Annotated in this window: 23 protein-coding genes and 1 tRNA gene; 11 read left to right on the plus strand and 13 right to left on the minus strand. The window is 62.2% G+C overall.

All coding sequences use genetic code 11. From position 1 onward, the window contains the following. Positions 1-187: 187 nt before the first annotated feature. The 6 genes from clpX to AC1RQG_RS18445 form a co-directional block, all read right to left on the minus strand. A complete protein-coding gene (gene clpX, locus AC1RQG_RS18420; protein ID WP_182164614.1) occupies positions 188-1,456 on the minus strand; it encodes an ATP-dependent Clp protease ATP-binding subunit ClpX in 1,269 nt (422 codons plus the stop codon). Positions 1,457-1,611: 155 nt separating this feature from the next. Then, positions 1,612-2,229: an ATP-dependent Clp endopeptidase proteolytic subunit ClpP gene (gene clpP, locus AC1RQG_RS18425; RefSeq protein ID WP_182153523.1), complete on the minus strand. Its 618-nt coding sequence runs from the start codon at positions 2,227-2,229 to the stop codon at positions 1,612-1,614. Between the two features lie 63 nt (positions 2,230-2,292). Beyond that, positions 2,293-3,633, minus strand: a complete 1,341-nt coding sequence (tig, locus tag AC1RQG_RS18430; RefSeq protein ID WP_493133442.1) for a trigger factor — start codon at positions 3,631-3,633, stop codon at positions 2,293-2,295. 35 nt (positions 3,634-3,668) lie between these two features. Beyond that, positions 3,669-3,755, minus strand: a tRNA-Leu gene (locus AC1RQG_RS18435). A 163-nt stretch (positions 3,756-3,918) separates the two neighbouring features. Next, the gene (locus AC1RQG_RS18440) at positions 3,919-7,029 is read right to left on the minus strand and encodes an efflux RND transporter permease subunit (RefSeq protein ID WP_493133468.1); all 3,111 of its coding nucleotides are present in this window, start codon (positions 7,027-7,029) and stop codon (positions 3,919-3,921) included. After that, positions 7,029-8,141 (minus strand): efflux RND transporter periplasmic adaptor subunit, encoded by a 1,113-nt coding sequence (locus AC1RQG_RS18445; protein ID WP_493133469.1) that lies wholly within the window; start codon positions 8,139-8,141, stop codon positions 7,029-7,031. The genes AC1RQG_RS18440 and AC1RQG_RS18445 overlap by 1 nt, the downstream gene beginning before the upstream one ends. Before the next feature lie 276 nt (positions 8,142-8,417). Here AC1RQG_RS18445 and hpnC point away from each other — a divergent pair, with 276 nt between their 5' ends. From hpnC to AC1RQG_RS18475, 6 genes are all read left to right on the plus strand, one after another. Next, entirely contained in the window at positions 8,418-9,257 is an 840-nt protein-coding gene (gene hpnC / locus AC1RQG_RS18450; RefSeq protein ID WP_493133443.1) for a squalene synthase HpnC, read from the plus strand. 81 nt (positions 9,258-9,338) lie between these two features. Then, the gene (hpnD, locus tag AC1RQG_RS18455; RefSeq protein WP_493133444.1) at positions 9,339-10,172 is read left to right on the plus strand and encodes a presqualene diphosphate synthase HpnD; all 834 of its coding nucleotides are present in this window, start codon (positions 9,339-9,341) and stop codon (positions 10,170-10,172) included. Continuing rightward, the gene (hpnE, locus tag AC1RQG_RS18460; protein WP_493133445.1) at positions 10,165-11,544 is read left to right on the plus strand and encodes a hydroxysqualene dehydroxylase HpnE; all 1,380 of its coding nucleotides are present in this window, start codon (positions 10,165-10,167) and stop codon (positions 11,542-11,544) included. Before hpnD ends, hpnE begins: the two co-directional genes overlap by 8 nt. Positions 11,545-11,661: 117 nt before the next feature. Next, positions 11,662-11,787, plus strand: a complete 126-nt coding sequence (locus tag AC1RQG_RS18465) for a hypothetical protein (protein ID WP_493133446.1) — start codon at positions 11,662-11,664, stop codon at positions 11,785-11,787. A 16-nt stretch (positions 11,788-11,803) separates the two neighbouring features. Beyond that, entirely contained in the window at positions 11,804-12,577 is a 774-nt protein-coding gene (locus tag AC1RQG_RS18470) for a DUF1700 domain-containing protein (RefSeq protein WP_493133447.1), read from the plus strand. Between the two features lie 4 nt (positions 12,578-12,581). Then, the gene (locus tag AC1RQG_RS18475) at positions 12,582-13,394 is read left to right on the plus strand and encodes a head GIN domain-containing protein (RefSeq protein ID WP_493133448.1); all 813 of its coding nucleotides are present in this window, start codon (positions 12,582-12,584) and stop codon (positions 13,392-13,394) included. 91 nt (positions 13,395-13,485) lie between these two features. Here the strand turns inward: AC1RQG_RS18475 and AC1RQG_RS18480 are convergent, their stop codons facing one another. From AC1RQG_RS18480 to kbl, 7 genes are all read right to left on the minus strand, one after another. Further along, complete coding sequence (locus tag AC1RQG_RS18480) at positions 13,486-14,724, minus strand: TIGR03862 family flavoprotein (protein ID WP_493133449.1); 1,239 nt, start codon at positions 14,722-14,724, stop codon at positions 13,486-13,488. Between the two features lie 148 nt (positions 14,725-14,872). After that, complete coding sequence (gene moaD / locus AC1RQG_RS18485) at positions 14,873-15,130, minus strand: molybdopterin converting factor subunit 1 (protein ID WP_493133450.1); 258 nt, start codon at positions 15,128-15,130, stop codon at positions 14,873-14,875. 36 nt (positions 15,131-15,166) lie between these two features. Continuing rightward, the gene (locus AC1RQG_RS18490) at positions 15,167-16,393 is read right to left on the minus strand and encodes a molybdopterin molybdotransferase MoeA (RefSeq protein ID WP_493133451.1); all 1,227 of its coding nucleotides are present in this window, start codon (positions 16,391-16,393) and stop codon (positions 15,167-15,169) included. A 25-nt stretch (positions 16,394-16,418) separates the two neighbouring features. Further along, positions 16,419-17,897: a threonine synthase gene (thrC, locus tag AC1RQG_RS18495; protein WP_493133452.1), complete on the minus strand. Its 1,479-nt coding sequence runs from the start codon at positions 17,895-17,897 to the stop codon at positions 16,419-16,421. Positions 17,898-18,017: 120 nt separating this feature from the next. Beyond that, positions 18,018-19,412, minus strand: a complete 1,395-nt coding sequence (locus AC1RQG_RS18500) for an L-serine ammonia-lyase (RefSeq protein WP_493133453.1) — start codon at positions 19,410-19,412, stop codon at positions 18,018-18,020. Positions 19,413-19,457: 45 nt separating this feature from the next. Continuing rightward, positions 19,458-20,420, minus strand: coding sequence for an NAD-dependent epimerase/dehydratase family protein (locus AC1RQG_RS18505; RefSeq protein ID WP_493133454.1), 963 nt, complete (start codon positions 20,418-20,420; stop codon positions 19,458-19,460). A 20-nt stretch (positions 20,421-20,440) separates the two neighbouring features. Continuing rightward, on the minus strand, positions 20,441-21,655 hold the full coding sequence (gene kbl, locus AC1RQG_RS18510) for a glycine C-acetyltransferase (protein WP_493133455.1): 1,215 nt from the start codon (positions 21,653-21,655) through the stop codon (positions 20,441-20,443). A gap of 258 nt (positions 21,656-21,913) precedes the next feature. Between kbl and AC1RQG_RS18515 the strand changes: the two genes are divergently transcribed. The 5 genes from AC1RQG_RS18515 (at position 21,914) to AC1RQG_RS18535 (ending at position 26,407) form a co-directional block, all read left to right on the plus strand. After that, entirely contained in the window at positions 21,914-22,492 is a 579-nt protein-coding gene (locus tag AC1RQG_RS18515) for a helix-turn-helix domain-containing protein (protein WP_493133456.1), read from the plus strand. A gap of 332 nt (positions 22,493-22,824) precedes the next feature. Then, a complete protein-coding gene (locus tag AC1RQG_RS18520; protein WP_493133457.1) occupies positions 22,825-23,850 on the plus strand; it encodes a MerR family transcriptional regulator in 1,026 nt (341 codons plus the stop codon). Between the two features lie 405 nt (positions 23,851-24,255). Further along, positions 24,256-24,711, plus strand: a complete 456-nt coding sequence (locus AC1RQG_RS18525; RefSeq protein WP_493133458.1) for a hypothetical protein — start codon at positions 24,256-24,258, stop codon at positions 24,709-24,711. Between the two features lie 48 nt (positions 24,712-24,759). Continuing rightward, positions 24,760-25,155, plus strand: coding sequence for a hypothetical protein (locus tag AC1RQG_RS18530; RefSeq protein ID WP_493133459.1), 396 nt, complete (start codon positions 24,760-24,762; stop codon positions 25,153-25,155). Between the two features lie 547 nt (positions 25,156-25,702). Continuing rightward, positions 25,703-26,407 (plus strand): hypothetical protein, encoded by a 705-nt coding sequence (locus tag AC1RQG_RS18535; protein WP_493133460.1) that lies wholly within the window; start codon positions 25,703-25,705, stop codon positions 26,405-26,407. Positions 26,408-26,420 lie beyond the last annotated feature (13 nt).

Below are 26,420 nucleotides of genomic sequence, written 5' to 3' on the forward strand. Positions count from 1 at the left end.
CGGCCGGGAAACTGGAGGCCGTGCTCTAAAAGCTTGCGTTTCAAATAAAAAAGCCACGCGCGGCGTCGATGTCGCGAGTGGCTTTTCGAATGAAGCCTGCATCTTTTATTGATTTAAATTGTACCGCCTCGCCCCGGAGATGCGAAACCCTTTTTTCGCATTTGTGTCTCCAGGGGATTGAGTTAAATTAATTTTCGCCAGAAACTTTTGCAGGTTCCTGATAAATCAATAATGGTTTGGCGCCGCTGGTGATGGTGTTTTCATCAATCACCACCTTGGTCACGTTTTGCTGATTGGGCAGTTCATACATCACATCCAGCAACGCGTGTTCCAGGATCGAGCGCAGGCCACGCGCGCCGGTCTTGCGGGCCAGCGCCTTGCGGGCGATGGCGTGCAAGGCGGCGGGACGGATCTCCAGCTCGGCGCCTTCCATGTCCAGCAGCTTCGAGTATTGCTTGACCAGCGCGTTCTTCGGCTCGATCAGGATCTGGATCAGCGCCTCCTCGGTCAGCTCCGACAGCGTGGCGACCACGGGCAGGCGGCCGACCAGCTCGGGGATCAGGCCGAACTTGATCAGGTCTTCCGGTTCCGCTTCCTGCAGCACGTCGCTGGCCGAACGCTCGGACTTGCTCTTGACGCTGGCCGAGAAGCCGATGCCGCTCTTCTCCGAACGGTTCGAGATCACCTTGGCCAGGCCGTCGAAGGCGCCGCCGCAGATGAACATGATGTTGGTGGTGTCGATCTGCACGAAGTCCTGGTTCGGGTGCTTGCGCCCGCCCTGCGGCGGCACGGACGCCATGGTGCCCTCGATCAGCTTCAGCAGCGCCTGCTGCACGCCCTCGCCCGACACGTCGCGCGTGATGGACGGGTTGTCGGACTTGCGCGAGATCTTGTCGATCTCGTCGATGTAGACGATGCCGCGCTGGGCCTTGTCCACATCGTAGTTGCAGCTTTGCAACAGCTTCTGGATGATGTTCTCGACGTCCTCGCCCACGTAGCCGGCTTCGGTCAGCGTGGTGGCGTCGGCGATCACGAACGGCACGTTGAGCATGCGGGCCAGGGTCTGGGCCAGCAGCGTCTTGCCCGAGCCGGTGGGGCCGACCAGCAGGATGTTGCTCTTGGCCAGTTCGACATCGTCCTTCTTGCCCAAGTGCTTGAGCCGCTTGTAGTGGTTGTACACCGCCACCGACAGGATGCGCTTGGCCGTCTGCTGGCCGATCACGTACTGATCCAGCAGGTCCTTGATTTCCTGGGGCGTGGGCAGGTCCGACTTGGCGCCCGTGACGGACTCGATGGCCGACGTCTCGTCGCGGATGATGTCATTGCACAGGTCGATGCATTCATCGCAGATGAAGACCGACGGGCCGGCGATGAGCTTCTTCACCTCGTGCTGGCTCTTGCCGCAAAACGAGCAGTACAGTAATTTTTCGCCGCTGGAGGATTTTTTGTCTGACATGGGGCAGTTTTCTTAGGTTTTCCAGGTTGTGTCCGGTGCTAGTGTGTGCGGCCCGGAAAAAATCCGCCCACCACTACATGCTACCCGAAATAAAAACGAAACGCCCGAACGTTTGAGCGTCCGGGCGTTTTTTCAGCAATTGCGCTTGGGACGCATCAAGCGCGGGAAGTCAACACTTTGTCGATCAACCCGTACTCGGTGGCCTCTTCGGCGGACAGGAAGCGGTCGCGGTCGGTGTCCTTGGCGATCTGCTCTATCGTCTGACCCGTGCGTTCCGCCAGGATGCTGTTCAGGCGGTGGCGCAGGTAGAGGATTTCCTTGGCCTGGATCTCGATGTCGGACGCCTGGCCCTGCGAGCCACCGGACGGCTGGTGGATCATGATGCGCGAGTTGGGCAGCGAGAAACGTTTGCCCTTGGCGCCGGCGGCCAGCAGGAAGGCGCCCATGGAGGCGGCCATGCCGGTGCACAGCGTCGAGACGTCGGGCTTGATGAACTGCATCGTGTCGAAGATCGCCAGGCCGGCCGAGACGGAACCGCCAGGAGAGTTGATGTACAGGGAAATATCCTTGTCAGGATTTTCACTTTCCAGGAACAGCAACTGGGCGACGATCAGGTTGGCCATCTGGTCGTTGACAGGGCCCACCATGAACACCACGCGCTCCTTGAGCAGGCGCGAGTAGATGTCGTATGAGCGCTCGCCACGACCGCTCTGTTCCACCACCATCGGCACCAGGCCGAGCATTTCAGTGTCCAACGCCGGGTTTCGGTTCATTCCAGTCATTCCTTTTCCTTGTGAAGCAGACAGGCCGGCCGCGGACGGCCAGCCTGAGCTGGATTACGCTTGAGCGTTGCTTCCCATCAGTTCGTCGAAGGCGATCGCCTTGGACGCGTTTTTCGACAGGCCCAGGACGTAGTTGACGACGTTTTCTTCCAATACAAGGGCTTCCACTTCGGCCAGACGGCGACGATCGCTGTAGTAGTACTTCAGCACTTCGCGTGGATCTTCGTAGCTCTGGGCGAAATCTTCGACCTGGGCCTTGACTTGCTCAGGGGTCGCTTGCAGCTTCTGCTCGCCAACCAGTTGCGACAGGATCAGGCCCAGGCGCACGCGGCGCTCAGCCTTGTCCTTGAACAGTTCTGGTGGGAATGGCACGTCCTTGACGTTCATGCCGCGCTGCGCCATGTCCTGGCGGGTCATCTCGGCCAGACGCTCGGTGTCCTGGGCGATCAGTGCCTGTGGCACGTCCAGGGTGGCGGTCTTGACCAGGGTCTCCATCACGGCTTCCTTGTTGCGGGCCTTGATGCGGCCGGCCACTTCGCGTTCCAGGTTGACCTTGATGTCTTCGCGCATCTTGGCGACGTCGCCATCAGGCACGCCCAGCGACTTGGCGAACTCGGCATCGACTTCCGGCAGGTGCGCCCATTCCAGTTTCTTCAGGGTGATGGTGAACGAGGCGGTTTTGCCGGCCACGTCCTTGCCATGGTAGTCCTCAGGGAAAGCCAGCGGGAAGGTCTTGGCCTCGCCCACTTTCAGGCCGACGGTGGCGGCTTCGAACTCAGGCAGCATGCGGCCTTCGCCCAGCACGAAGGCGTAGTCGTCAGCCTTGCCGCCTGGGAATTCGACGCCGTCGATCGAGCCGACGAAGTCCACGGTCACGCGGTCGCCGTTGGCAGCGATCGGCGCGCCGCCGTCGCCGTGCTCACCGGCTTCACCCTTGGTGTGGTAGTGCACGCGCTGCTTGCGCAGGATTTCGATGGTCTTGTCGATTTCGGCGTCGGTGACTTCCGACTTCACGGTTTCGATTTCCACGGCGGTCAGATCGCCGATCACCACTTCTGGGTACACTTCGAACGTGGCGTCGAAGGTCAGCACGCCTTCCGGTGCGTCGGCCTTAGGCTCGATGCGTGGGTAGCCGGCAACGCGCAGGTTATTTTCGTTGGCGGCGTCGTTGAACGCGCGGCCCACTTTGTCATTCAGCACTTCGGTTTCGATCTGATAACCGTATTGTGCTGCGACCATTTTTAAAGGAACTTTGCCCGGACGGAAGCCTGGTGCCTTAGCCGACTTGGCTTGCACTTTCAGGCGCTTCTCCACTTCCGTGCGGACATCAGTCAGCGGGAAGGAGATCGTGATACGACGTTCGAGTTTGCCCAAGGTTTCGACTGCAGTTGCCATGTTTAAAAATCGTCCAAAAAATTTATGAGTACAGTTGGTGCGAGGAGGGGGACTCGAACCCCCACACCATTGCTGGCGTCAGGACCTAAACCTGGTGCGTCTACCAATTTCGCCATCCTCGCGGCATGTTTGCACAAAAGCAAAGGGCGACCCGTAAGTGAAAACGGTCGCCCTATCCCGCCTCGCAGTGGGAGCTTTCAACTTCAACGCGGTATTCTAACGGGTTTTTCGGCGAAATGTGGCGTTTTTTAACTTATCGCCAACACCCCGCCTACTTTCGTTTAATTACGCTTTATTTACGACTAAATGATCGGCGCCGCGCACCGGCTCTTTCACCCGGAACCAGGCCGCGTACAGCGCCGGCAGGAACAGCAAGGTCAAGGCCGTGGCCAGCACCAGGCCGCCCATGATGGCCACCGCCATCGGGCCCCAGAACACGGAGCGCGACAGGGGGATCATGGCCAGCGCGGCGGCGGCGGCCGTCAGGATGATGGGGCGGCAACGGCGCACGGCCGATTCCACCACGGCATCCCACGGTTCATGGCCGGCCGCGATGTCCTGCTCGATCTGGTCGACCAGGATCACCGAATTGCGGATGATCATGCCGAACAGCGCGATGATGCCGAGGTTGGCCACGAAGCCCAGCGGACGATGCAGCGCCAGCAAGGCCATGGCCGCGCCGGCCACGCCCAGCGGCCCGGTCAGGAACACCAGCAAGGCCCGCGAGAAGCTATGCAATTGCAGCATCAGCAGCGTGAAGATGATGAAGATCGCCAGCGGCAGGTTGGCCGCGATCGACGCCTCCGCCGCCCCGCTGTCGGCCGCCGCGCCCTTCACCGTGATGGCGTAACCGGCCGGCAGGCGCGCGCGCAGCGCATCGAGCTTGGGATTGATCTGGCCCGACACGGTCGGCCCCTGGATGCCGTCGACCACGTCGGTCTGCACGGTGATCGCCCATTCCCTGCCCTCGCGCCACACGACACCGGGCTCCCACACGAAATGGGCGCGCGCCAGCTGGCTGATGGTGACGGATTTGCCATTGGCCGTCGGGATATTGGTGTCGTTGAGCACGGAGATCGTGTTGCGCTCCTCCAACGGCTGACGCACCTGGATGTCGATCAGCTTGTTGTTCTCGCGGAACTGGCCGACCGTCGTGCCCGACAGGATGGTGTTGGCGGCACGCATCACCGTTTGCGAGGTCACGCCCAGCGCGCGCATCTTGTCCTGATCGAGGTCGAGGCGCAGCACCTTGATCGACTCGTTCCAGTTATCGTTCACGCCCACCGTATTGGGATTGGCGCGCATGATGTCCTTGACCTCGTCGGCGATGGCGCGCACCTTCTCCACCTGCTCGCCGGTCACGCGGAACTGCACCGGATAGGGCACGGGCGGGCCATTGGGCAACAGCTTGACGCGGCCGCGCACTTCCGGGAAATCGTTCTTGAAGATATCGACGATCTTGTTGCGCAAGACTTCGCGCGCCTGCAGGTCCTTGGGCAGCACGACGATTTGCGACACGTTGGTCTGCGGGAAGATCTGATCGAGCGGCAGGTAGAAACGGGGGCTGCCCGTGCCCACATAGCTGGTCACGCTGACCACGCCTTCCTGCTTGGACATGAACGCTTCGAATTTCTTCACCTGCGCCTCGTTCGCCGCGAAGGTCGTGCCTTCCGGCGTCCACATCTCGACCATCAGTTCCGGCCGGCTGGAATCGGGGAAGAATTGCTTCTCGATGAAGTTGAAGCCATACACGCCCAGCGCGAACACCGCCAGGGTGGCGACGATGGTGGTCTTGCGGTATTCCACGCACCAGTTGACGACGGCGCGGAACTTGCGGAAGCCCGGCGTATCGAACAGCTCATGGTCGCCGTTCGCATGCGGCTTGACCTTGAGCAGCACGTAGCCGAGGTAAGGCGTGAACACGACCGCCACCACCCACGAGATGACGAGGGCCAGCGCGTTGACCGAGAACAGGGAGAACGTGTATTCGCCTGCCGCCGATTTGGCCAGGCCGATCGGCAGGAAGCCGGCCACCGTGATCAGCGTGCCCGTCAGCATGGGCAGCGCCGTGGACGTGTAGGCGAAGGTGGCCGCCTCGAAGCGCGACATGCCCTCCTCCATCTTGCGCACCATCATCTCCACGGCGATGATCGCGTCATCGACCAGCAGGCCCAGCGCGATGATCAGGGCGCCCAGCGAGATCTTGTGCAAGTCGATGTCGAGCATGCGCATGAACAGGAAGGTGACCGACAGCACCAGCGGGATGGTCAGGGCCACCACGAGGCCGGGGCGCGCGTCGAGCCGGAACGGTTTGCTGTGCAGCCCCAGCGACAGGAAACTGACGGCCAGCACGATCAGCACGGCTTCGATCAGCGTGTGCACGAACTCGCCCACGGAGGCCGTCACGGCCGCCGGCTGGTTCGACACGCGCTCAAGTTCGATGCCGACGGGCAGCTTGGCCTTGAGCTGGTCCACGACCTTCTGCAAGCCTTCGCCCATGCGGATGATGTTGCCGCCCTTCTCCATCGACACGCCCAGGCCGATCACTTCCTTGCCGTTGAAGCGCATCTTGTCCTGCGGCGGATCCTGGTAGACGCGCTTGACGGTGGCGAAGTCGCCCAGGCGGAACGTGGTGCCGTTGGCGCGCAGTTCCAGCTCCTCCAGATCCTTGACGGTCTTCAGGGCGCCGGTAACGCGCACTTGCAGGTTGTCGGTCGGCGTCACCAGCACGCCGGTCGATTCCACCGAGTTCTGGGTGGCGATCTGGTTGACGATGGCCTCGAACGGGATGCCGAGCTGCGCGAACTTCTTGTGCGAGAACTCGATGTTGATCTTCTCATCCTGCACGCCGAACAGTTCGACCTTCGACACCAGCGGCACGCCCAGCAGTTGCTGGCGCACGAAGTCGGCGTAGTCCTTCATCTCGGCATAGGTGAAGCCGTCGCCGGACAGGGCGAAGATGGAGCCGAAGGTGTCGCCGAATTCGTCATTGAAGAACGGGCCGATCACGCCGGGCGGCAGCGTGCCGCGGATGTCGCCGATCTTCTTGCGCACCTGGTACCAGGACGCGTTGGTATCCTTGGGCGACGCCGATTCGCGCAGCTTGAGGATGATCACCGTCTCGCCCGGCTTGGAATAGCTGGAAATCTCGTCGATGTCGGGGGTTTCCTGGAGTTTCTTCTCCAGCTTGTCCGTGACCTGCTCGGCCATCTGCAGCGACGTGGCGCCCGGCCACATGGCGCGCACCACCATCGCGCGGAACGTGAACGGCGGGTCCTCGTCCTGGCCGAGGTTGGAGTAGCTGAGCATGCCGCCGATCAGCAGCACGGCGATCAGGTAGCGCGTGAGCGGGATGTGTTCGAGCGCCCAGCGCGACAGGTTGAAGCCGCCCTTCATCATATGGCCGCCTCAGCGTTGCCGGGTGCGGCGCTGGCGCTGGCGCCAGCCGGACGGGCCGGCTTGGCCGGCAGGTCGTCACCGAGAATCTTGACTTTCTGGCCAGGCTTGAGCAGGTTCACGCCGGCCGTGACAACGGTCTGGCCGGCCGCCACACCCTTGGTCAGCACCAGTTCATTGCCGGCCACGCCGCCAATGGCGACCGGCACCAGCTTGACGGCGCCGTTCTCCACCACCCACACGGAGGTGGCCGATTTTTCGTAGAACAGCGCCGTCAGCGGCACCTTGATCTGGGGCACCGGCGTCTTCGAGGCGAACTGCACCACGGCGGTCATGCCCAGCTTGGCTTCGGTCAGGCTGTCGGGAATCTTCACCTTGACCGTGTAGGTGCGGGTGGACGGGTCGGCCACCGGCGAAATCTCGCGGATCGTGCCGGCCACGGACTTGCCGGGGTCGGCCCACAGGCGCACTTGCACGTCGGGCACGTGGCGCAGCGTCTCCACCTTATCTTCCGGCAGGCCGATCACGATCTCCTTCTCGCCGGCCTTGGCCACCCGCACCACGGGCGTGCCGGGCGCCACCACCTGCCCCACTTCCGCGTCCACCGCCGTCACCACGCCGTCGATATCGGAGACGAGGTTGGCGTAGCCGGCCTGGTTGGTCTGGCCGCGATAAGCGGCGTTGGCCGAGTCCACGCTGGCCTGGGCCGCCTTGAACGCGGAATCCTTGGCGTCGAGCACGGCCTGGCTGACGAAGTTCTTGGCGCGCAACTCCTGATAGCGCTTCAGCTCGGCGCTGGCCAGGTCGCGGCTGGTCTCGGCCGCGCGCAGGCCCGCGAGCGCCTGGGCCTGCGCCAGTCGCAGATCTTGCGGATCGAGCTCCATCAGCACCTGGCCGTGTTTGACCAGCGTGCCCACGTCGACCTTGCGGCTGACGATCTTGCCGCCGACGCGGAAGCCCAGGCGCGATTCGACCCGCGCCCGCACCTCGCCGGAGAATTCGGCGTTCACGTCGACATCGCTGCTGGCGAGGACCATGACGCGCACGGGACGGATATCCTCCGTCTTCGCGGCTGGTTTGGAACAGGCGCTCAGCGCGACGGACAAGACCATCAGCGTGGCGATCGATATGGAAGGCTGCAATCGCAGGTATTTCAGGGCGGGCACGGGGTTTTCCTTTACTATGCGGGCTGTTCGATTTTGTCTCACGGCAACACGTTGTCGATCCTGTCTCTTCGGCGCATGACCGGCCAGCCAAAAACTTGCTGTGGATTCAAGATGCCACTACTATTACACGTTGAAAAATTAATGACTATCCGTTAAGTAATTATAAACCGCTCTCTTCCGTTTGCAAATGACTTTCGCGTCATTTATTTGAATAGTCCCTCTATGCCTGTAGAACATTACGAAAATTTCCCCGTCGCGTCGGTCCTGCTGCCGCGCCGGCTGCGTCCGGCCGTGGAAGCCATTTACGCTTTCGCCCGCAGCGCCGACGACCTGGCCGACGAGGGCGAGGCCGCGCCGGAGCAACGCCTGGCCGCGCTGACCGCCTACGAGGCGGCGCTGGCCCGCATAGAACAGGGAAGCGAGACGCACGAGCCCATGTTTGCCCGGCTGGCGGCCACCATCCGCCAGCACGATTTGCCGATGCGGCCGTTCTACGACCTGTTGTCGGCCTTTAAACAGGATGTGACGGTCAGCCGCTACGCCAGTTACGATGCGCTGCTCGACTACTGCGCGCGCTCGGCCAACCCGGTCGGCTTGCTGATGCTGAGCCTGTACGGCCAGGCCGACGAGGAGAACGTGCGCGACTCGGACGCCATCTGCACGGCTTTGCAATTGATTAACTTCCTGCAGGACGTGGCGATCGACACGCACAAGGAGCGTATTTATATCCCGCTGGAGGACTTGAGCCGTTTCGCCATCTCGCCGGCCGCGCTCGACCATCCGGACGCCCGCCCCCGCTGGCGCGCCATGATGAAAATGGAGGTGGACCGCGCACGCGCGATGATGCTCAGTGGCGCGCCGCTGGCGCTGCGGCTGCGGGGCCGCATCGGTTTTGAATTGCGCATGGTGGTGCAAGGTGGCCTGCGCATCCTCGACGCCATCGAGGAAGTCGAATACGACGTGTTCCGCCGCCGGCCGCAACTGGTCAAACGCGACTGGCTGGCCATCTTCTGGCGCGCCGTGCGCATGAAAAAAGAGATGAAAACCCTGGCGCTCGCCTAATAATCTGCGCCAACAGCCTTCGCAACGGGCGCCGTCCCTATAGAATAGCGCCTTTGACAGCCACACCTTGCAACAACGACCATGTCCCCCGACGAATACTGCCAACAAAAGACCGCCCAGAGCGGCTCCAGTTTCTACTACAGTTTCCTGTTCCTGCCGCCGGAACGGCGCCGCGCCATCACGGCGCTGTACGCGTTCTGCCGCGAAGTGGACGACACGGTCGATGAATGCACGGACGAGTCCGTGGCGCGCATTAAGCTCGCGTGGTGGCGCAAGGAGATCTCGGGCATGTACGAGGGCAAGCAGTCGCACCCCGTCACGCAGGCCCTGCAGCCGCACCTGACGCCCTACAAACTGGAAGAACAACACCTGCAAGCCATCATCGACGGCATGGAGATGGACCTGAACCAGAGCCGTTACCTCGACTACAAGGCCCTGCAGCGCTATTGCTGGCACGTGGCCAGCGTGGTGGGTATCCTGTCGGCCAGCATCTTCGGCGTCACCCGGCCGGAAACGCTGCAATACGCCGAGAAGCTCGGTCACGCCTTCCAGCTGACCAACATCATCCGCGACGTGGGCGAGGATGCGCGCAAAGGCCGCATCTACCTGCCGATCAACGAACTGCAGCAATTCAACGTGACGGCGGCCGACCTGCTCAACGCCAAGCACTCTGAAAACTTCGAACAGTTGATGAAGTTCCAGATCGCGCGCGCGCAAGCCGCCTACGACGAAGCGTTCGCCCTGCTGCCCAAGGAAGACCGGCGCGCGCAACGCCCCGGCCTGATGATGGCCGCCATCTACCGCACCTTGCTGACCGAGGTCGAGGCAGATGGCTATCAGGTGCTCAAGCAACGCATCTCGCTGACGCCGATCCGCAAGCTGTGGCTTGCCTGGAAGACCTATATCCGTGGCTAAGCAGGAACCGGGGCTGGCCGTGCGCAGCGTGGCCGTCGTCGGCGGCGGCTGGGCCGGCTGCGCGGCCGCCGTGGAGCTGGCGCGCCAGGGCTGCAAAGTCACCGTGTTCGAAGCGGCCCGCGTGCTCGGCGGCCGTGCCCGCCGCGTCATCACCGACCGCGCGCTGCTCGACAACGGCCAGCACATCATGCTGGGCGCCTACAACGAAACGCTGCGCCTGCTGAAGACGGTGGGCGTGCCCAAACAGCAGGCACTGCTCAAGCTGCCGCTGCAGATGCGTTATCCGGCCGGCAGCGGCGGCATGGATTTCCTCGCCCCGCGCCTGCCGGCCCCGCTGCACCTGCTGGGCGCCCTGCTGCGGGCCCAAGGCCTGCGTCGTGAAGACAAACTGAGCCTGGCGCGCTTCTCCACCACGGCGCGCTGGATGGGCTGGCGCCTGCACCAGGATTGCACCGTGTCCGAACTGCTGGCGCGCTTCGACCAGACCGAGCGCCTGATCCAGCTGATGTGGCGGCCGTTGTGCCTGGCCGCGCTCAACACGCCGCCGGAGCGGGCTTCGGCCCAGGTGTTCCTGAACGTGCTGCGCGACAGCCTGGGCGCGCGCCGCAGCGCCTCGGACATGCTGCTGCCGCGCGCCGACCTGACGACCTTGTTCCCGGCCGCGGCGGAAAACTGGCTGCAAGCGCGCGGCGGCGCGGTGCGCACGGGCGCCAAGGTCCATGGCCTGGCCCGTCTGCACGATGGCAGCTGGCAAGTGAGCGCCAGCGGCGACGCCGTGGGCGGGCAATGGAACGCGCCGTTCGACGGCGTGGTGCTGGCCACTTCGGCCAGCCAGGCGGCCGTGCTGCTGCACGGCATACCGGACGCCGACCTGAACCCGCTGTGCGCCCGTCTCACGGCCTTCGAATCGGAAGCCATCACCACCTGCTACCTGCAATACGGCAAAGACGTGCGGCTGGACTTGCCGTTCTTCGCCCTGCTCGACGCGCCGGAACGTTATCAATGGGGCCAGTTCGTGTTCGACCGTGGCCAGCTCGATGCGCGCAATGCGGGCCTGCTGGCCGTCGTGGTCAGCGCGTCCGGGGCCGCCGCCGAACAGGGCCACGCCCTGCTGGCCGAAGCCGTCGCCGTGCAACTGGCCGACGTGTTCCAGCGTCCCGAGCTCGGCCAACCGCAATGGTTCCAGGTGATCACGGAAAAGCGCGCCACGTTCGCCTGCACGCCGGGACTGGAGCGCCCCGGCAATGCCACTGGGCTGGCGCGGCTGGCCATCGCCGGCGATTACACGGCCAGCGACTACCCGGCCACGCTGGAATCGGCCGTGCGCAGCGGTGTGGGGGCGGCAGCCAGCCTGTGGCGCGACCCGGCCTGATCCCCGGTTTCGGTCGCCTGCCCCGCCAAATGCGCATCCTGTCGCACGGCGCTGGCTGGCGCGGCCACGCTTGCGTACAGTCGCATCATCGGCAGTCATGCCTGGTCGGGAACTGGAATGAACATCGTGCTCAGCGTCAAAATCATCGCCGTGCTGGCGCTCGTGGTGGCCAGCACGGCGGCCATCGTGCAAATGGAACAGGTAGCGGCGGCGCAGAACGGCGCGCAATTGCATAACCGATAAGTGAAGCAGCAACAAGATGAACAAACAGGAATATCTGGACGCCCTCAAACGGGCCATGACGGGTCTGCCGCCGGACACGGTGGCCAAGACCCTGGCTTATTACGAGCAGCGTTTCATCGACGGGCTGGTGGCGGGCCGAGGCGAAGCGGAGATCGCGCGCGAGCTCGACGAGCCGCGCAAGATCGCCATGACGCTGCGCGCCAACCGGCATCTGCACGCCTACGAGCAGAGCAAAAATCCGGCCACGCTGCTGCGGATGGCGATGTCGTTCGCCGGCCTGGCCCTGTTCAACCTGTTCATGGTGATTCCGGCAATGGTCTACGCCTCGCTGCTGATGGCCGTCTATGCCAGCGCGTTCGGCTTCTACATTTGCGGCATCGCCGTCACGGCCAGCGGCCTGTCGGGCCAGAACGAACTGGCGCTGGAAGGCCCGCTGCGCCACCTGGCCATCATCGACCACGACGGCCCGGACGACCCGGGCATGGAGGCGCGCATGGCGATCAGCAAGATGGGCATCCACATGTTCGTCGACCCGCCGCCGGCCGAGGATAACGATGAACCGCGTCACGCGCCCCGCTTGCTGGACCGCGCCGAAGCCGTGGCCAACGGCGACCTGCATGTGACGACGGACTTCGACAAGGGCGCGCGCACCACCCAGACACTGGTGGGGCTGGGCATGGTGCTGGCCGGCATCGCGCTGAGCCTGCTCAGCCTGGTCGCCACCCGCTTCACGGTGGTGGGGCTGAAACGCTACGCGCAAATGAATATGTCGCTGCTGCGGGGACGGTGACGCTATGACGCGCGGATTATTGAAAGTCGCCACCACCCTGCTGTTGCTGGCGTTCCTGTTGATCGGGGTGTCGTACAGCATGCTGCGCTCGTATGGACGCAGCAATCCGTCCAGCGCCGCCGGCCGCGCGCCGGGCAGCGAGATGCGCAAGATCGGCCCGGAGATCAACGCCGTCGAACTGAATGGCCCGATCGACCTCACGCTGACCCAGGGCGACACGCCCTACCTGAAGGTGCGCGGCGAACAGCGCCTGCTGGGCAACGTGGAGACTGCGCTGGACGGCAACACGATCCACATCGGCCCCAAAGGCATGCTGCTGCATCACCGCCTGCCGTTGCAGGTGGTGATGGTGCTGCCCGAGCTGCGCGAACTTAATGTGCACGGCAGCGGCGACGCCACCGTCAATGGCTTCAGTGGCGAGAAATTCAAATTGGCGCTGCACGGCTCGGGCAATGTGACCTTCAACGGCCGTTACAAGAATCTGGCGGCCGGCGTGCATGGCACAGGCGACCTGAATCTGAACGCGGGCAACAGCGAGAACGTGGCGTTGGAAATGGTGGGCTCGGGGCAGATCACGTCCAGTGGCAGCTGCAAGACGCTCAACGCGGAGCTGACGGGATCGGGCGACCTCGATGCCCAGCACCTGGCCTCGGACCAGGTTAGCGTGAACCTGAACGGCTCGGGCACGACCGCCGTCTTCGCCAAACAGAAAGCCGACCTGACCCTGCGCGGCAGCGGCGACATCCGCGTGCATGGCAATCCGGACAACCGCAACGTGAGCCGCACCGGATCGGGCGAGGTGACGTGGGATCAGTGATCGCCTGAATGCAAATGGGTTCGGGCGCCGGCGCCTGCCAAACAGCGTCGTTCCCGCGCAGGCGGGAAAGACGGAGTAGTTTGAATTGCCCTCAATGCGTGGCGCGCAGCCAGGCAAGCGCTTGATGACCCGCCGCCAGTCCTCCGGCCAGGCAGGCCGTCAACAGATAGCCGCCCGTTGGCGCTTCCCAATCGACCATTTCGCCAGCCACGAACACGCCCGGCACGGCCTTCAGCATGGCCCCGTCGAGCGCATCGAAACGCACGCCGCCGGCGCTGCTGATCGCCTCGTCGATGGGACGCGGGCGCAGCAGACGCACGGGCAGCGCCTTGATGGCGCTCGCCAGCCGTTCCGGGTCCGCGTATTCCTCCGCGCTCATACATTCGCGCAGCAGGCCCGCCTTCACACCTTTGATGCCCAAGCGACTTTGCAGATGGCTGGACATGGAACGCGCACCGCGTGGACGCAGCACCTCGTCAAGTACCCGCTGCGGAGTCAGGTCCGGCAACAGATCAAGGAAGATGGTGGTGCTGCCGGTGGCCGCGATCTGGTCGCGCAACGCGGCCGACAGCGCGTAGATCAAACTGCCTTCCACGCCGCCCGCCGTGACCACGAACTGGCCCTGCTTGCGCAGCGGCCGGCCTTGGGCGTCGGTCGACAGGATCGCCACCGTCGTCAACGGGTGGCCCGCGAAGCGGGTGCTGAAATGCTCGCTCCACGCCACGTCGAAGCCGCAGTTGGCCGGCGCCAGCGGCGCCAGTTCGACCCCGCGCGCGGCCAGCAAGGGCAGCCAGGTACCGTCCGAGCCAAGCCTGGCCCAGCTGCCGCCACCCAGGGCGAGGATGGCGGCATCGGCCTGCGCCGTCAGTTCGCCATCGGGCCCGGCCAGCAGCAGCGCGCCGTCGCGCCAGCCCAGCCAGCGGTGGCGCATGTGGAAGTGCACGCCCTGCTCGCGCAGCCGGTGCAGCCACGCGCGCAGCAGCGGCGCCGCCTTCATATCGGTCGGGAACACGCGGCCGGAGGTGCCGACGAAGGTGTCCACGCCCAGCCCGTGCACCCAGTCGCGCACGTGCTGCGGGCCGAATGCGTCGAGCATGGGGCGCAGCGCGTCGGCGGCCTTGCCGTAGCGGGTGACGAATTCGGGATAAGGTTCAGCGTGCGTGATGTTCATGCCGCCGCGCCCGGCCAGCAGGAATTTGCGGCCGACGGATGGCATGGCGTCGTACAGGTCGACCTGCGCCCCGCCCTGCGCGAGGGTCTGGGCCGCCATCAGGCCGGCGGGGCCGCCGCCGATCACGGCGACACGAAATTGTGGGGTACTGGGCTGCATGGCGCCGTTCTGAAATCTGTGGCGGGATCGGACCTGGGGGCTGACCCTCGGCCTTTTACTTTTTGGGGCGGCGTCTGAATGTCAAAAGAGAAAACCAGGGTCAGACCCTTTTGAAACGCGGCTGCGCCGGATCGGATAGGTGCGGCGTTCAGCCGCCCGTCACCGGCGGGAAGAAGGCCACTTCGCAGCCTTCGCTCAGGGCCGTGTCGGCCGCGCACATCACCTGGTTGCAGGCCATGCGCAAGGCGCGGCCTTCGCCCAGAGCCGCGGCCCATTTGCCGCCACGCGCGACCAGGTGCGCGCGCACGTCGCCCACGGTGGTGGCGCCGGCGGGCAACGCCAGCGTTTCATTGGAAGTGCCGAGGGTTTCGCGCACGCTGGCAAAGAATCGCAGCGTAATATTCATCGTCGTGTCTATCTTAAAAAATGGTTCAATATTGAACTAATTCAATAATTCGCTAAACGGTATAAATCGTACCGTGTCGCCGGCCATGATGCTGCGGCCGGGCGGATTGTCGATCACGCCGTCGCCCCAGACGGTCGACGTCAGCACACCGGAACTCTGGTTGGTGAACAGATCGAGGCCACCCTTGTCGTTGAAGCGGGCGCGCAGGAATTCGTTGCGGCGGTCCGGCTTGGTCCAGTCGAAATCGGCCCGCAGCGGATAGGCGCGCGGCGTGAGGGCGCGGCTGTCCTCCACACCTTGCAGGCGCAGGATGAAAGGACGCACGAACATCAGGAAGGTGATGTAGCTCGACACGGGATTGCCCGGCAGGCCGACGAAGAAGGCGTTCTGCACCTCGCCGAAGGCCAGCGGCTTGCCCGGCTTGACGGCGATCTGCCACATATTGAGCTTGCCTTCCGCTTCCACGGCCGGCTTGATGTGGTCTTCCTCGCCGACGGACACGCCGCCCGAGGTGATGATCAGGTCATTCTGCTGTGCGCAGTCGCGCAGCACGGCGCGGGTGGCTTCCAGCGAATCGGGCACGATGCCGTGATCGCTGATCTCGCAGCCAAGGTTCTCCAGCAGCGCGCGCAGCGTGAAGCGGTTGGAATTGTAGATCGCGCCCGGCGCCAGCGGTTCGCCCGGCATGGTCAGCTCGTCGCCGGTGAAGAACACGGCGACCTTCAGCTTACGCCGCACCGGCAGTTGCGCCAGACCGACGGAAGCGGCCAGGCCCAGCTCCTGGCTGCGCAGCCGGGTGCCGGCCGGCAGGATGATGCTGCCGTTGGTGATGTCCTCGCCGGCGCGGCGTATCCACTCGCCCGGCTTGGGCGCATGACGCACGGTCACCAGGTTGCCGGTCGCTTCGCACTGCTCCTGCATGACGACGGCGTCCGCCCCTTCCGGAATCAGCGCGCCGGTGAAGATGCGGGCCGCCGTGCCGGGCAGCAGCGGCTGGCCGACATGGCCGGCCGGGATGCGCTGCGACACCGTCAGCGTGGCCGCGCCATCGGCGCAATCGGCCGAGCGCACGGCGTAGCCGTCCATTTGCGTATTGTCCTGCCCCGGCACGTTCATCTCCGACAACTGGGCCTTGGCCAGCACCCGGCCATTGGCTTCCAGCGTGGGGATGGTTTCGACGTCGGCCACGGGACGCGCGGCCGACAGCATGAAGGCCAGCGCCTCGCTCACCGCCAGCATCGGTTTGGGCTTGTATTCGCTCATGGTTGGCGTACTCCTTCGCGCTCGCTTACAGGCCGGTGTTGGCGGCGATGTAGGCTTTCATCTTCTCCACGTCGGCCGGCATGACGACGAACTTCTGCGGCAGCGCTTCGATGTTCTCGAAGCCGGCCGGACGTTCGGCGTCCACACCCAGCGCTTCGAGGATGGTTTCGTTGAACTTGGCGGCCAGCGCCGTCTCCAGCACGATCATCGTCATGCCCGGCTCCATGTTCTCGCGCGCGACCTTGATGCCGTCGGCCGTGTGGGTGTCGATGGTGATGTCGAAGTCGTCGGCCACGTCGCGGATCGTGTTCAGGCGGTCCGCGTGGGTCGATTTGCCGGACTTGAAGCCGTATTTGGCCACCAGCTTGAATTCATCGCCATCGCTGCCCGGCTTGCCCGACAGGTCGAAGCCGCCGTGGGTTTCCACCTTCTGGAACAGCGCGCGGGTGCGGTCGGCGTCGCGGCCCACCAGGTCGAACACGAAGCGCTCGAAATTGGACGCCTTGGAGATGTCCATCGACGGGCTGCTGGTGTGGTAGGTCTCGGCCGACTTGCGCACGCGGTACACGCCGGTGCGGAAGAATTCGTCCAGCACGTCGTTCTCGTTGGTGGCGGCCACCAGCTTGTCGATCGGCAGGCCCATCATGCGGGCGATGTGGCCGGCGCAGATGTTGCCGAAGTTACCCGATGGGACGGTGAACGACACTTTCTGGTCGTTGCTGGTGGTGGCCGACAGGTAGCCACGGAAGTAGTACACCACCTGCGCCACGACGCGGGCCCAGTTGATCGAGTTGACGGTGCCGATCTTCTGTTTGGCCTTGAACGGCAGGTCGTTGGACACGGCCTTGACCATGTCCTGGCAGTCATCGAACACGCCTTCGACGGCGATGTTGAAGATGTTGGGGTCCTGCAGGCTGAACATCTGCGCCGTCTGGAACGCGCTCATCTTCTTGTGCGGCGACAGCATGAACACGCGGATGCCCTTCTTGCCGCGCATCGCGTATTCGGCCGCGCTGCCGGTGTCGCCCGAGGTGGCGCCGAAGATGTTGAGCTGCGCGTCATGCTTGGCCAGCGTGTATTCGAACAGGTTGCCCAGCAACTGCATGGCCATGTCCTTGAACGCCAGCGTGGGGCCGTTCGACAGCGCTTGCAGCACCAGACGCGAACCGTCCTCGCGCTCTTCCAGCACGCGCAGCGGCGTGATCTGGCTGGCCTTCTCGCCTTTGCGGGCGTTGCAATAGACTTCCTTGGTGTAGGTCTTGGCCGTCAGCGCGCGCAGGTCCTCCTCGGGAATGTCGGTCGCGAATTTCCGCAAAATTTCGTAGGCCAGGTCGGCGTAGGACAGCTGGCGCCATTTATCGAGCTCGGCGCCCGTCACTTGCGGATATTCGGTCGGCAGATACAGGCCGCCGTCAGGCGCGAGGCCGCCCAGCAGGATGTCGGAAAATTGTTGGGGAGTCGAGGAAGCGGCCGATGCGGCGGCGCGGGTAGACACGTATTGCATAGAGTAGAAAGGTCCAGTTGAGCGAACAGCGTGTGGCGAAACGAAGCGATGGGCTCATATTATAGTGCGGCCGGACCTTTCCCGTGAAATTCGCGTTGTTTTACGGGTATTAAAAATCCATCAACATGCGGCGTGGTTGACCGTGATGACGTGGATCGCCAGGCCGCCCAGCGACGTCTCCTTGTACTTGACCTGCATGTCGGCGCCCGTCTGGCGCATGGTCTCGATCACCTCGTCCAGGCTGACGAAGTGCGTGCCATCGCCCTTCAACGCCAGCGAGGCGGCCGTGATGGCCTTGACCGCGCCCATGCCGTTGCGCTCGATGCAGGGGATCTGCACCAGCCCCCCGATCGGGTCGCAGGTCATGCCCAGGTGGTGTTCGATGCCGATTTCGGCCGCGTTCTCGATCTGCTGGTTGGTGCCGCCCAGCGCCGCCACCAGCCCGGCCGCCGCCATCGCGCAGGCCACGCCCACCTCGCCCTGACAACCGATTTCGGCGCCGGAGATCGACGCGTTGCGCTTGCACAGCATGCCGATGGCGGCCGCCGTCAGCAGGAAATCGCGCACGCCCTTGACCGGATCGCTGGGCCGGCAGTCTTCCGCGTAATAGCGCAGCACGGCCGGGATGATGCCGGCCGCGCCGTTGGTGGGCGCCGTCACCACGCGCCCGCCGGCCGCGTTTTCCTCGTTGACGGCCATCGCGTACAGCGACACCTGGTGCAGCGCGTCGTGCGGCAGCTCGTTGGCGTGGTTGACCAGTGCCTTGGGATCATGGGCCTGGCGCCACAGGTTGGCGGCGCGGCGCTTCACGTGCAAGCCGCCCGGCAGCTGACCGGAGGTGTCGAGGCCACGGGCGATACAGTCGCGCATCACCTGCCAGATGCGGTCCACGCCGGCGTCCAGTTCATCGTTGCCGAGCTTGACGCACTCGTTGGCGCGCAACATCTGCGGGATGGTCAAGCCACTGGCCTTGCCGTGTTCGAGCAACTGGGCCATGGTGTCGAAACGGTAGGGAATGGCGCTGGCCGGCCGGTCGGCGGCCGCTTCCTGCCCTTCGCCCTGCTCGCGGATAAAGCCGCCACCGACCGAGTAATAGACCTTGCTGACCGAGCTGCCGTCGGCCCGCTTCACCGTGAAGCACATGCCGTTGGGATGCTCGGGCAGCGATTCGCTCTTGTGGAACAGCAGGCCGGTGGCCATCTTGAACGGCACCTTGTGATGACCCAGCAGCGCCAGTTCGCCCGCCTCCTCGGCGGCGGCCAGCAGGGCATCCACCCGGCCCGGGTCCACGCCCTGCGGCGTCTCCCCCATCAGGCCCAGGATGACCGCCTTGTCGGTGGCGTGGCCCACGCCGGTCAGGGCCAGCGAGCCATACAGCGAAGCTTCGACGGACACCACGTCATCGAGCGCGCCGCATTCGACCAGGAACCGGCGCGCCGCCACCATCGGCCCCACCGTGTGGGAACTCGACGGCCCGATGCCGATCTTAAACAGGTCAAATACGCTCATGTCCATCGTTTGTCTCGCTTTGTTTTATATGTTTTGTATCGTTTCACGTGCTCAGGCGGCTTTGCCCAGATTCACGTCCACGTTGGCCAGCATGTCTTCCACCATCTGCTCGATGCCGATGCGCGCGGTCCAGCCCCAGTCGGCCGTGGCGGCGCTGTCGTCCAGGCTCTTGGGCCAGGTGTCGGCGATGGCCTGGCGGCTGTCGGGCTTGTAGGCGATGCGGAAGTTGGGCACCTTGCGCGCGATGGCGGCGGCCAATTCCTCCGGGTTGAAGGACACGCCGGCCACGTTGTAGGCCGAACGCACCTTGATCTGCGCGGCCGGCGCGTCCATCAGCTCGATGGTGGCGCGGATGGCGTCTGGCATGTAGATCATCGGCAGCGTCGATTGCGGGCCGAGGAAGCATTCATAGCACTCGCCGCGCAGGGCCGAATGGAAGATCGAGATCGCGTAGTCGGTGGTGCCGCCGCCCGGGGGCGATTTGTAGCTGATGATGCCGGGGTAACGGATGCTGCGCACGTCCACGCCATACTTGAGAAAGTAGTACTCGCACAGGCGCTCGCCGGCCAGCTTGCTGATGCCGTAGATCGTGGTCGGGTCCATCACCGTCAGCTGCGGGGTCTGGTCGGCCGGCGTGTTCGGGCCGAAGGCGGCGATCGACGACGGCCAGAAGATGCGCAGCGGCTTGCCGACGGCGTTGCGCTCACGCGCCACTTCAAGGATGTTGAGCAACCCGTCCATGTTCAGCGTCCACGCCTTCAGCGGCGCCGCCTCGCCGGTGGCCGACAGCATGGCCGCCAGCTGGTAGACCTGCGTGATACCGTGTTCCGCCACCAGGCTGGCCAAGGTGTCCTTATCGAGCACGTTGAGCTGGATGTAGCGTTCGGCCTTGTGCACGTTGGTAGGGCTGACATCGCTGGCGATCACGTTGCAGGCGCCGTGCTGGGCGGCCAGCGCTTCCACCAGTTCACTGCCGATCTGACCGTTGGCGCCGATGACGAGTATGCGTTCCATGTTGTTGTTCCTGACGATTTTCATTGTGCTTGCGTCGGCAGCAGGCCCAGTTCGCGGCCGGCCTGTTCGAATGCTTTGAGTACAGTGTCAAGCTGCTCGCGGGTGTGGGCAGCGGACAGCTGCACGCGCACGCGCGCCTGCCCCATGGGCACCACCGGGTAGAAGAAGCCGCTGAGCAGCACGCCCAGCTCGTACATGCGGGCAGCGAATTTCTGCGCGACCGGCGCATCGAACAGCATCACCGGCACCACCGGATGGGTGCCCGGCTTGATGGTGAAGCCGATACGTTCGATCTCCTTGCGGAAGTAGGCGGTGTTTTCGTGCAGGCGGTCGCGCAGCTCGGTCGATGCCGACAGGCGCTCCAGCACGGCCAGCGAGGCGCCGGCGATCGAAGGCGCCAGCGTGTTTGAGAACAGGTAAGGCCGCGACTTCTGGCGCAGCATGTCGATCACTTCCTTGCGCGCCGAGGTGAAGCCGCCCATGGCGCCGCCCAGCGCCTTGCCCAGCGTGCCGGTGATGATGTCGATACGGCCCATCACGTTGTGGTGCTCGTGCGTGCCGCGGCCGGTGGCGCCCATGAAGCCGGACGCATGGCATTCGTCGATCATGACCAGCGCGCCGTACTTGTCGGCCAGGTCGCAGATCTTGTCCAGTTGAGCGATGGTGCCGTCCATCGAGAACACGCCATCGGTGACGATCAGCTTGTGGCGCTTGCCGGCGGCCGCCTGCAGCTGCGCCTCCAGATCGGCCATGTCGTTGTGGGCGTAACGGAACCGGGCCGCCTTGCACAGGCGGATGCCGTCGATGATGGAAGCATGGTTCAGCGCATCCGAGATGATGGCGTCGTTCTCATCGAACAGCGGCTCGAACACGCCGCCGTTGGCGTCGAACGCGGCCGCGTACAGGATGGTGTCCTCGGTGCCGAGGAACTTCGAGATCGCCTGTTCCAGCTGCTTGTGCACGGTCTGCGTGCCGCAGATGAAGCGCACCGACGACAGGCCATAGCCATACCGCTCGGTGGCGGCGATGGACGCCTGCGCCACCCACTCCTCGCCCGACAGGCCCAGGTAATTGTTGGCGCACATATTAATCAGCTTGCGGCCATCCTGGCCAACCACTTCGGCACCCTGACGCGACGACAGCACCCGCTCCGGTTTGTACAGCCCCTGCTCGCGCAGCTGATCCAGGTTCTGCTGCAGGCCATTGAAGAAGGCGTTCTTTGCTTGGTCGCTCATGATGATCCTCGTGTGGTGGCGCGGCCGGTCGCTTGACCTGTCCATGCGCTATGTTGTACCGTGTTTCCCAAGGCGTCGCTCCGGAATAAAGTCTACTCTCATTCCCGGATCGCCATCGAAATTCGCTATCTCGAACCGAAATTCAATATATTGAATACTACCGAAGGCCAGTGAACTTGGCAATACGCACACGTGCGGTTCTAGCCGCCCTTTTCCGACAGACTTACGCACAATTCCCCCCTTCGGCCGAATAAAACCATGAAAACACCCGTTTCCACGAACGCACCACCGGAAGTCGGCGCCGCGCTGCAGCGCCTGCGTCTGGCCCGAGGCCTGACCCTAGAGGATCTGTCCCGCATCGCGGGCGTATCGAAGTCCATGCTCTCGCAGATCGAGCGCGAGAAAGCCAACCCCACCATCGCCATCACCTGGCGCCTGGCCAACGCGCTGGGCGTGCAGATCGGTGAACTGCTGGCCAGCGGCGACAACAAGGAAACGGACCCGATCCGCGTGGTGGACGCGCACGAGATCCCCACCTTGCCCGGCCAGCACGCCGGCTACGTGCTGCGCATCCTGGGCCCGATGGAACTGGCGGGAAAATATGAGTGGTATGAACTGACGCTGGCGCCGGGCGGCGAGCTGGTATCGCAACCGCACGATCCGGGCGCGAGCGAACACCTGACGTTGCTGCATGGGTCGGTGGAGGTGGAAGCCGGTGCGCACAAGAAGAAAGTGAAACTGGGCGGCACGGCGCGCTATGCGGCCGACGTGCCGCATGCAATCCGCAATGCGGGCAAGACCGAAGCAAAGGCATTGTTGGTGGTGATACACCGTTGAGTGAATACGCACGCGACCGACGCGACCTGATCTCATAGCTCCAGGCAACACGGTCGCGCAGACCTGCTTCTGCGACATCTATAGACCGTAACCATCTCGGACCATCAGCGCTGCCCGATACCGGAATCGGCATCCGTGCAATGGCAAAGATGGCCACTTCGAAGACCTCCAATTTGTCAGACCCACAGGTGGGAGGCCACGCGGAGCCTCTGAATACGCAATGGCTTGGCGCGTTCCTCGAAGCTGACCGGAAAATTGTTTGAAATCCCACTTGACCCTCACCCAACGTCAGGCTTCAACCTAGCTGTACGCATGAAGAAAGGACCAATCCGATGCTGTTGAAAATAGGCGAACTTGGCAAGCACACAGGTTTGACGGTGCGCGCGCTGCACCACTATGACGCCATCGGCCTGCTCACGCCTTCCGCGCGCTCCGATGCCGGCTACCGGCTCTACAACCGAACCGACATCGCTCGCCTGCATCACATCCAGGCGTTGCGTAAGTTCGGCTTGTCGCTAGCCGACATCGGCGCTTACCTGGCCAGACCGAGCCTGCCCCTTGCCACAGTCGTTGCCCAGCAAATAGCCATGCTCACGCGGCAAATCGACCAAGCGAACACCTTGCGCGCACGCTTGTCCGATTTACATCAGCAACTGGCACAAGGACAGGAACCTGAGCTGGCCGATTGGCTAACCACTCTGGAGCTCATGACCATGTACGATAAATATTTCTCGCAAGACGAACTCAAGCAATTGCCCCTCTACAACGCCGCCGACGGTTTGAAGGCGGAATGGACCACGTTGGTAGAGTCGGTCCGCGAGCTGATGGAGTCAGGCGCCGGACCAGACCACCCGCAGGCCCAGGCACTCGCAAGCCAGTGGATGACGATGGTGGTGCGCGATACGGCCGCCAACCCTGTTCTGTTCGCTAAACTGAACACGATGCACGAGCAGGAGCCGTTAGTGCAGGAGCAGACCGGCATCACGCCTGCAATGATGCAGTTCGTCATCGCGGCCTCCGGCCAGCGCAAGCTTGCCATCTATCGCAAGTATCTTTCGGACGATGAGTTCGCTTTTCTACGCGCCAATATTGGCAAGCGCGCCTCGGAATGGCCGGCGCTCATCGCTCAAGTGCAGAGCGCAATGGATAAGGGCTGTGCCCCGAACGCGCCGGAAGTGCAGGTGCTGGCGCGCCACTGGTTCGAGCTGTTCCGTTCGTTCGCGGGTGATAATCCATCAACCCAGCAAAAAATTCGCGACGCGCTCACCAATGAACCGGAACTGACCGATGCCGGCTTTGTCACTGCTGCGATGCGCGATTTCATCCGCGCGGCGATGGCTACGTTACAGCCGCACTAAATTTCGCGCTTTCTAACCACCCGGTAAATAGGCCCAATGCCGGGTGGTAGTAGTGAGAATTTGTGATTTTTTCATCTTTGCAACATGCTATGCTGGTCCTTTTTGCCGGGTCCGGCCAATAGTCGCCGTAGGAACTTGAGGACAATTTGCTTGCCAATCGACTACTCTCGAATCAGCAAGCATTCGAAAGCACTCGATTTACTAAGAAGGGAGAGCTCCATGCGTCATTTGGTTACGGCTGGATGTTTTGCAGCTGCGCTCACGGCGTACTACTTCGGGCTAGAAACAAGCTCTGGCATCCTATTTGTAGTGGGCGCTGCATTCGAAATAGTATCTTTCAAGCGTCTGAGCAATCGTTCTCGCAGTTCTGTTTGACTGCAAACGGCCAACAGCAGACCTTTGAAAATGAAGACAGCGATGACACCTGAGCGTGAAAGGGAGTTTGAAGAACTGCTGGCCTACGTGGGACACTTCGCCACTGTTGTTTGGAAGGTCGACGCAGCAGCAGAAATCCATCCTGCAAAAACTATTCAGCGAGCCGTCGAACAGTTCGGAAAATCCAAAGTTCTTGCAGGTTTGCGTCAAGCAGCAAACGACACTATTGAAGATACGAATAACTGGAGCCTAGAGGCCATGTCTGATGCTGACGCGGCGTTTAGATCAGCGGGTATCGTTACCGTGTCAGAGATTACGCGCCGGTACTCAGCGAACTACAGACGCATAATTAAGCGAGGAGTCATTAGGAGCGATACGGAATACTACCTCATCCACGGTGTCCTGATTGATCAGGGGAATGCTGTTTCAGGTGACGAGCGAGCCCATCTCCAGCAACTGACAGAAGCATATGAGGCAAGGGTTTGATTTCCGAATCCGGCCAAAAGCGGAAGTGCCACGATATCAGGAAATTGAATGAAGAGTTATGTATTCGCGGTGTCCAATAGCCCGATCACGGCAGTCTGCACTTCGCTTGAAGCGATGTGTGAAAATTGCGAGGAATACTATTCGGTCGTTCTAGATGGCGATGACGAACTGAAAATGCTGATGGAACTATTAGGCGTGAATCGCCTGAAAGAGACTTCTCTGACACCGAGCAATGATTTTAGTTCGGTGTTCGATTATTCTGCGCAACGATTGCCACAATTGAGCAAAGAGGACTTTGACAAGCTCTATGATGAATGGCTTCGCAAATCAGGCCGGGAATCAACCATGGACGAGTATGGACAGCTCATTTTTCTTCAGAGGCGAGCAGATGCGTGGAACATGATGGCAAGTCGCTTTGTTCTTTGTGAGACCTACATTGCGTAGCACCTTGTCCTTGCGTGACCGTAGCCGGCCAGGAACGGACATGGCTGCTCTGCAGAAGCTTTTTTGTAATCACTCTCGTTTATGAAACTTAGCACGCTTAAGGCTATAGGACACAATTTCGCAGATTCTTTTGCGAGCGGAATCGGGTTGATGATCGGATATTATGCAATGGACGTATTCGCCGAGGCGTCGGCGGCTGATGAGGGTCATTTGATCGTAGATTTTATAAATGGAACAACTTCGGGCTCGCCTGCTTCAGAAAGTTTGCAACGCGCAGTCCAACTCTATCGAGATGTTTTGCCGGAGTTCTGTGAACGACATAGTTTTAGCTCTAAGGATATTAGAGTTCTACAGGCCAGATTTGGCACAGACGCCGCGTATGGCCGACATTTCACAGTGACCGTAGAGAATGGCGTAGGACGTAGATCAATCGACCGATACATTGGAGTACCCGGAAAGCAATTACGCCGTATGCGTAATAGATAGCACTGCACACGCTAACGGCCAGAAGCTGCCGAAGCCTTTAGATAAATATAGATATCTGATTATGAAATCGAATAAATCGCAATCGGATCTTATTATTTCAGTTGTAGCACCGCACCTACAGCAACCTGTGGCGGATCTCGTCGAAAAGCTCATAAAAAATGGATTCTGCTCTACAGATAGAGTGAGTGCCAATTTCTACGAAAATGGATATTCCATCAGTGCGATTCTGTTACTTGCTGCGATGATGGAATCTATGCTTCAACGTGATAGGTACTTTCTGCAGAAGGCCAAACCCGGGGGCAGATTGAGTAAAGATTCGGCAAAATATTTAAAGGAAAGCCTAGGTTATCGCCGTCACTCACGGGTGCGAGAGTTTTTTGACTTGCGAAACTCCGTTGCACATAACCACATGTGGGAAATAGAGTACAAGATTCCCGATAGTGGAGGACGGACTCACCAACAATCGAAGCTGATACCAGATTCACACCAACTTAAAAATACGCCGGATATAAATGCTCGAATTCCCAGAACTCCTATCGTGCGATTTAATATGCTTCCCGCGCGGATAGATCGAACTGATTTAATTAAGGCATTCGAAGTCTTTAATCACACCCTTGAGCATTTATACAAAAAAGAACAGCGTCCCGTACTGTTTCTTGCCAATTCAGTGATTTTTGGGACTCAGCGTAGCCTCCCATTTAAGGCTCTATGCCGTTTCCAGTGGAAATTGACATCGGGTACCATGTCGGGTAACGCCATTTCATAGGTTCCAGAATCCT

This window comes from Rugamonas sp. GW822-FHT03B10, from assembly GCF_058801745.1.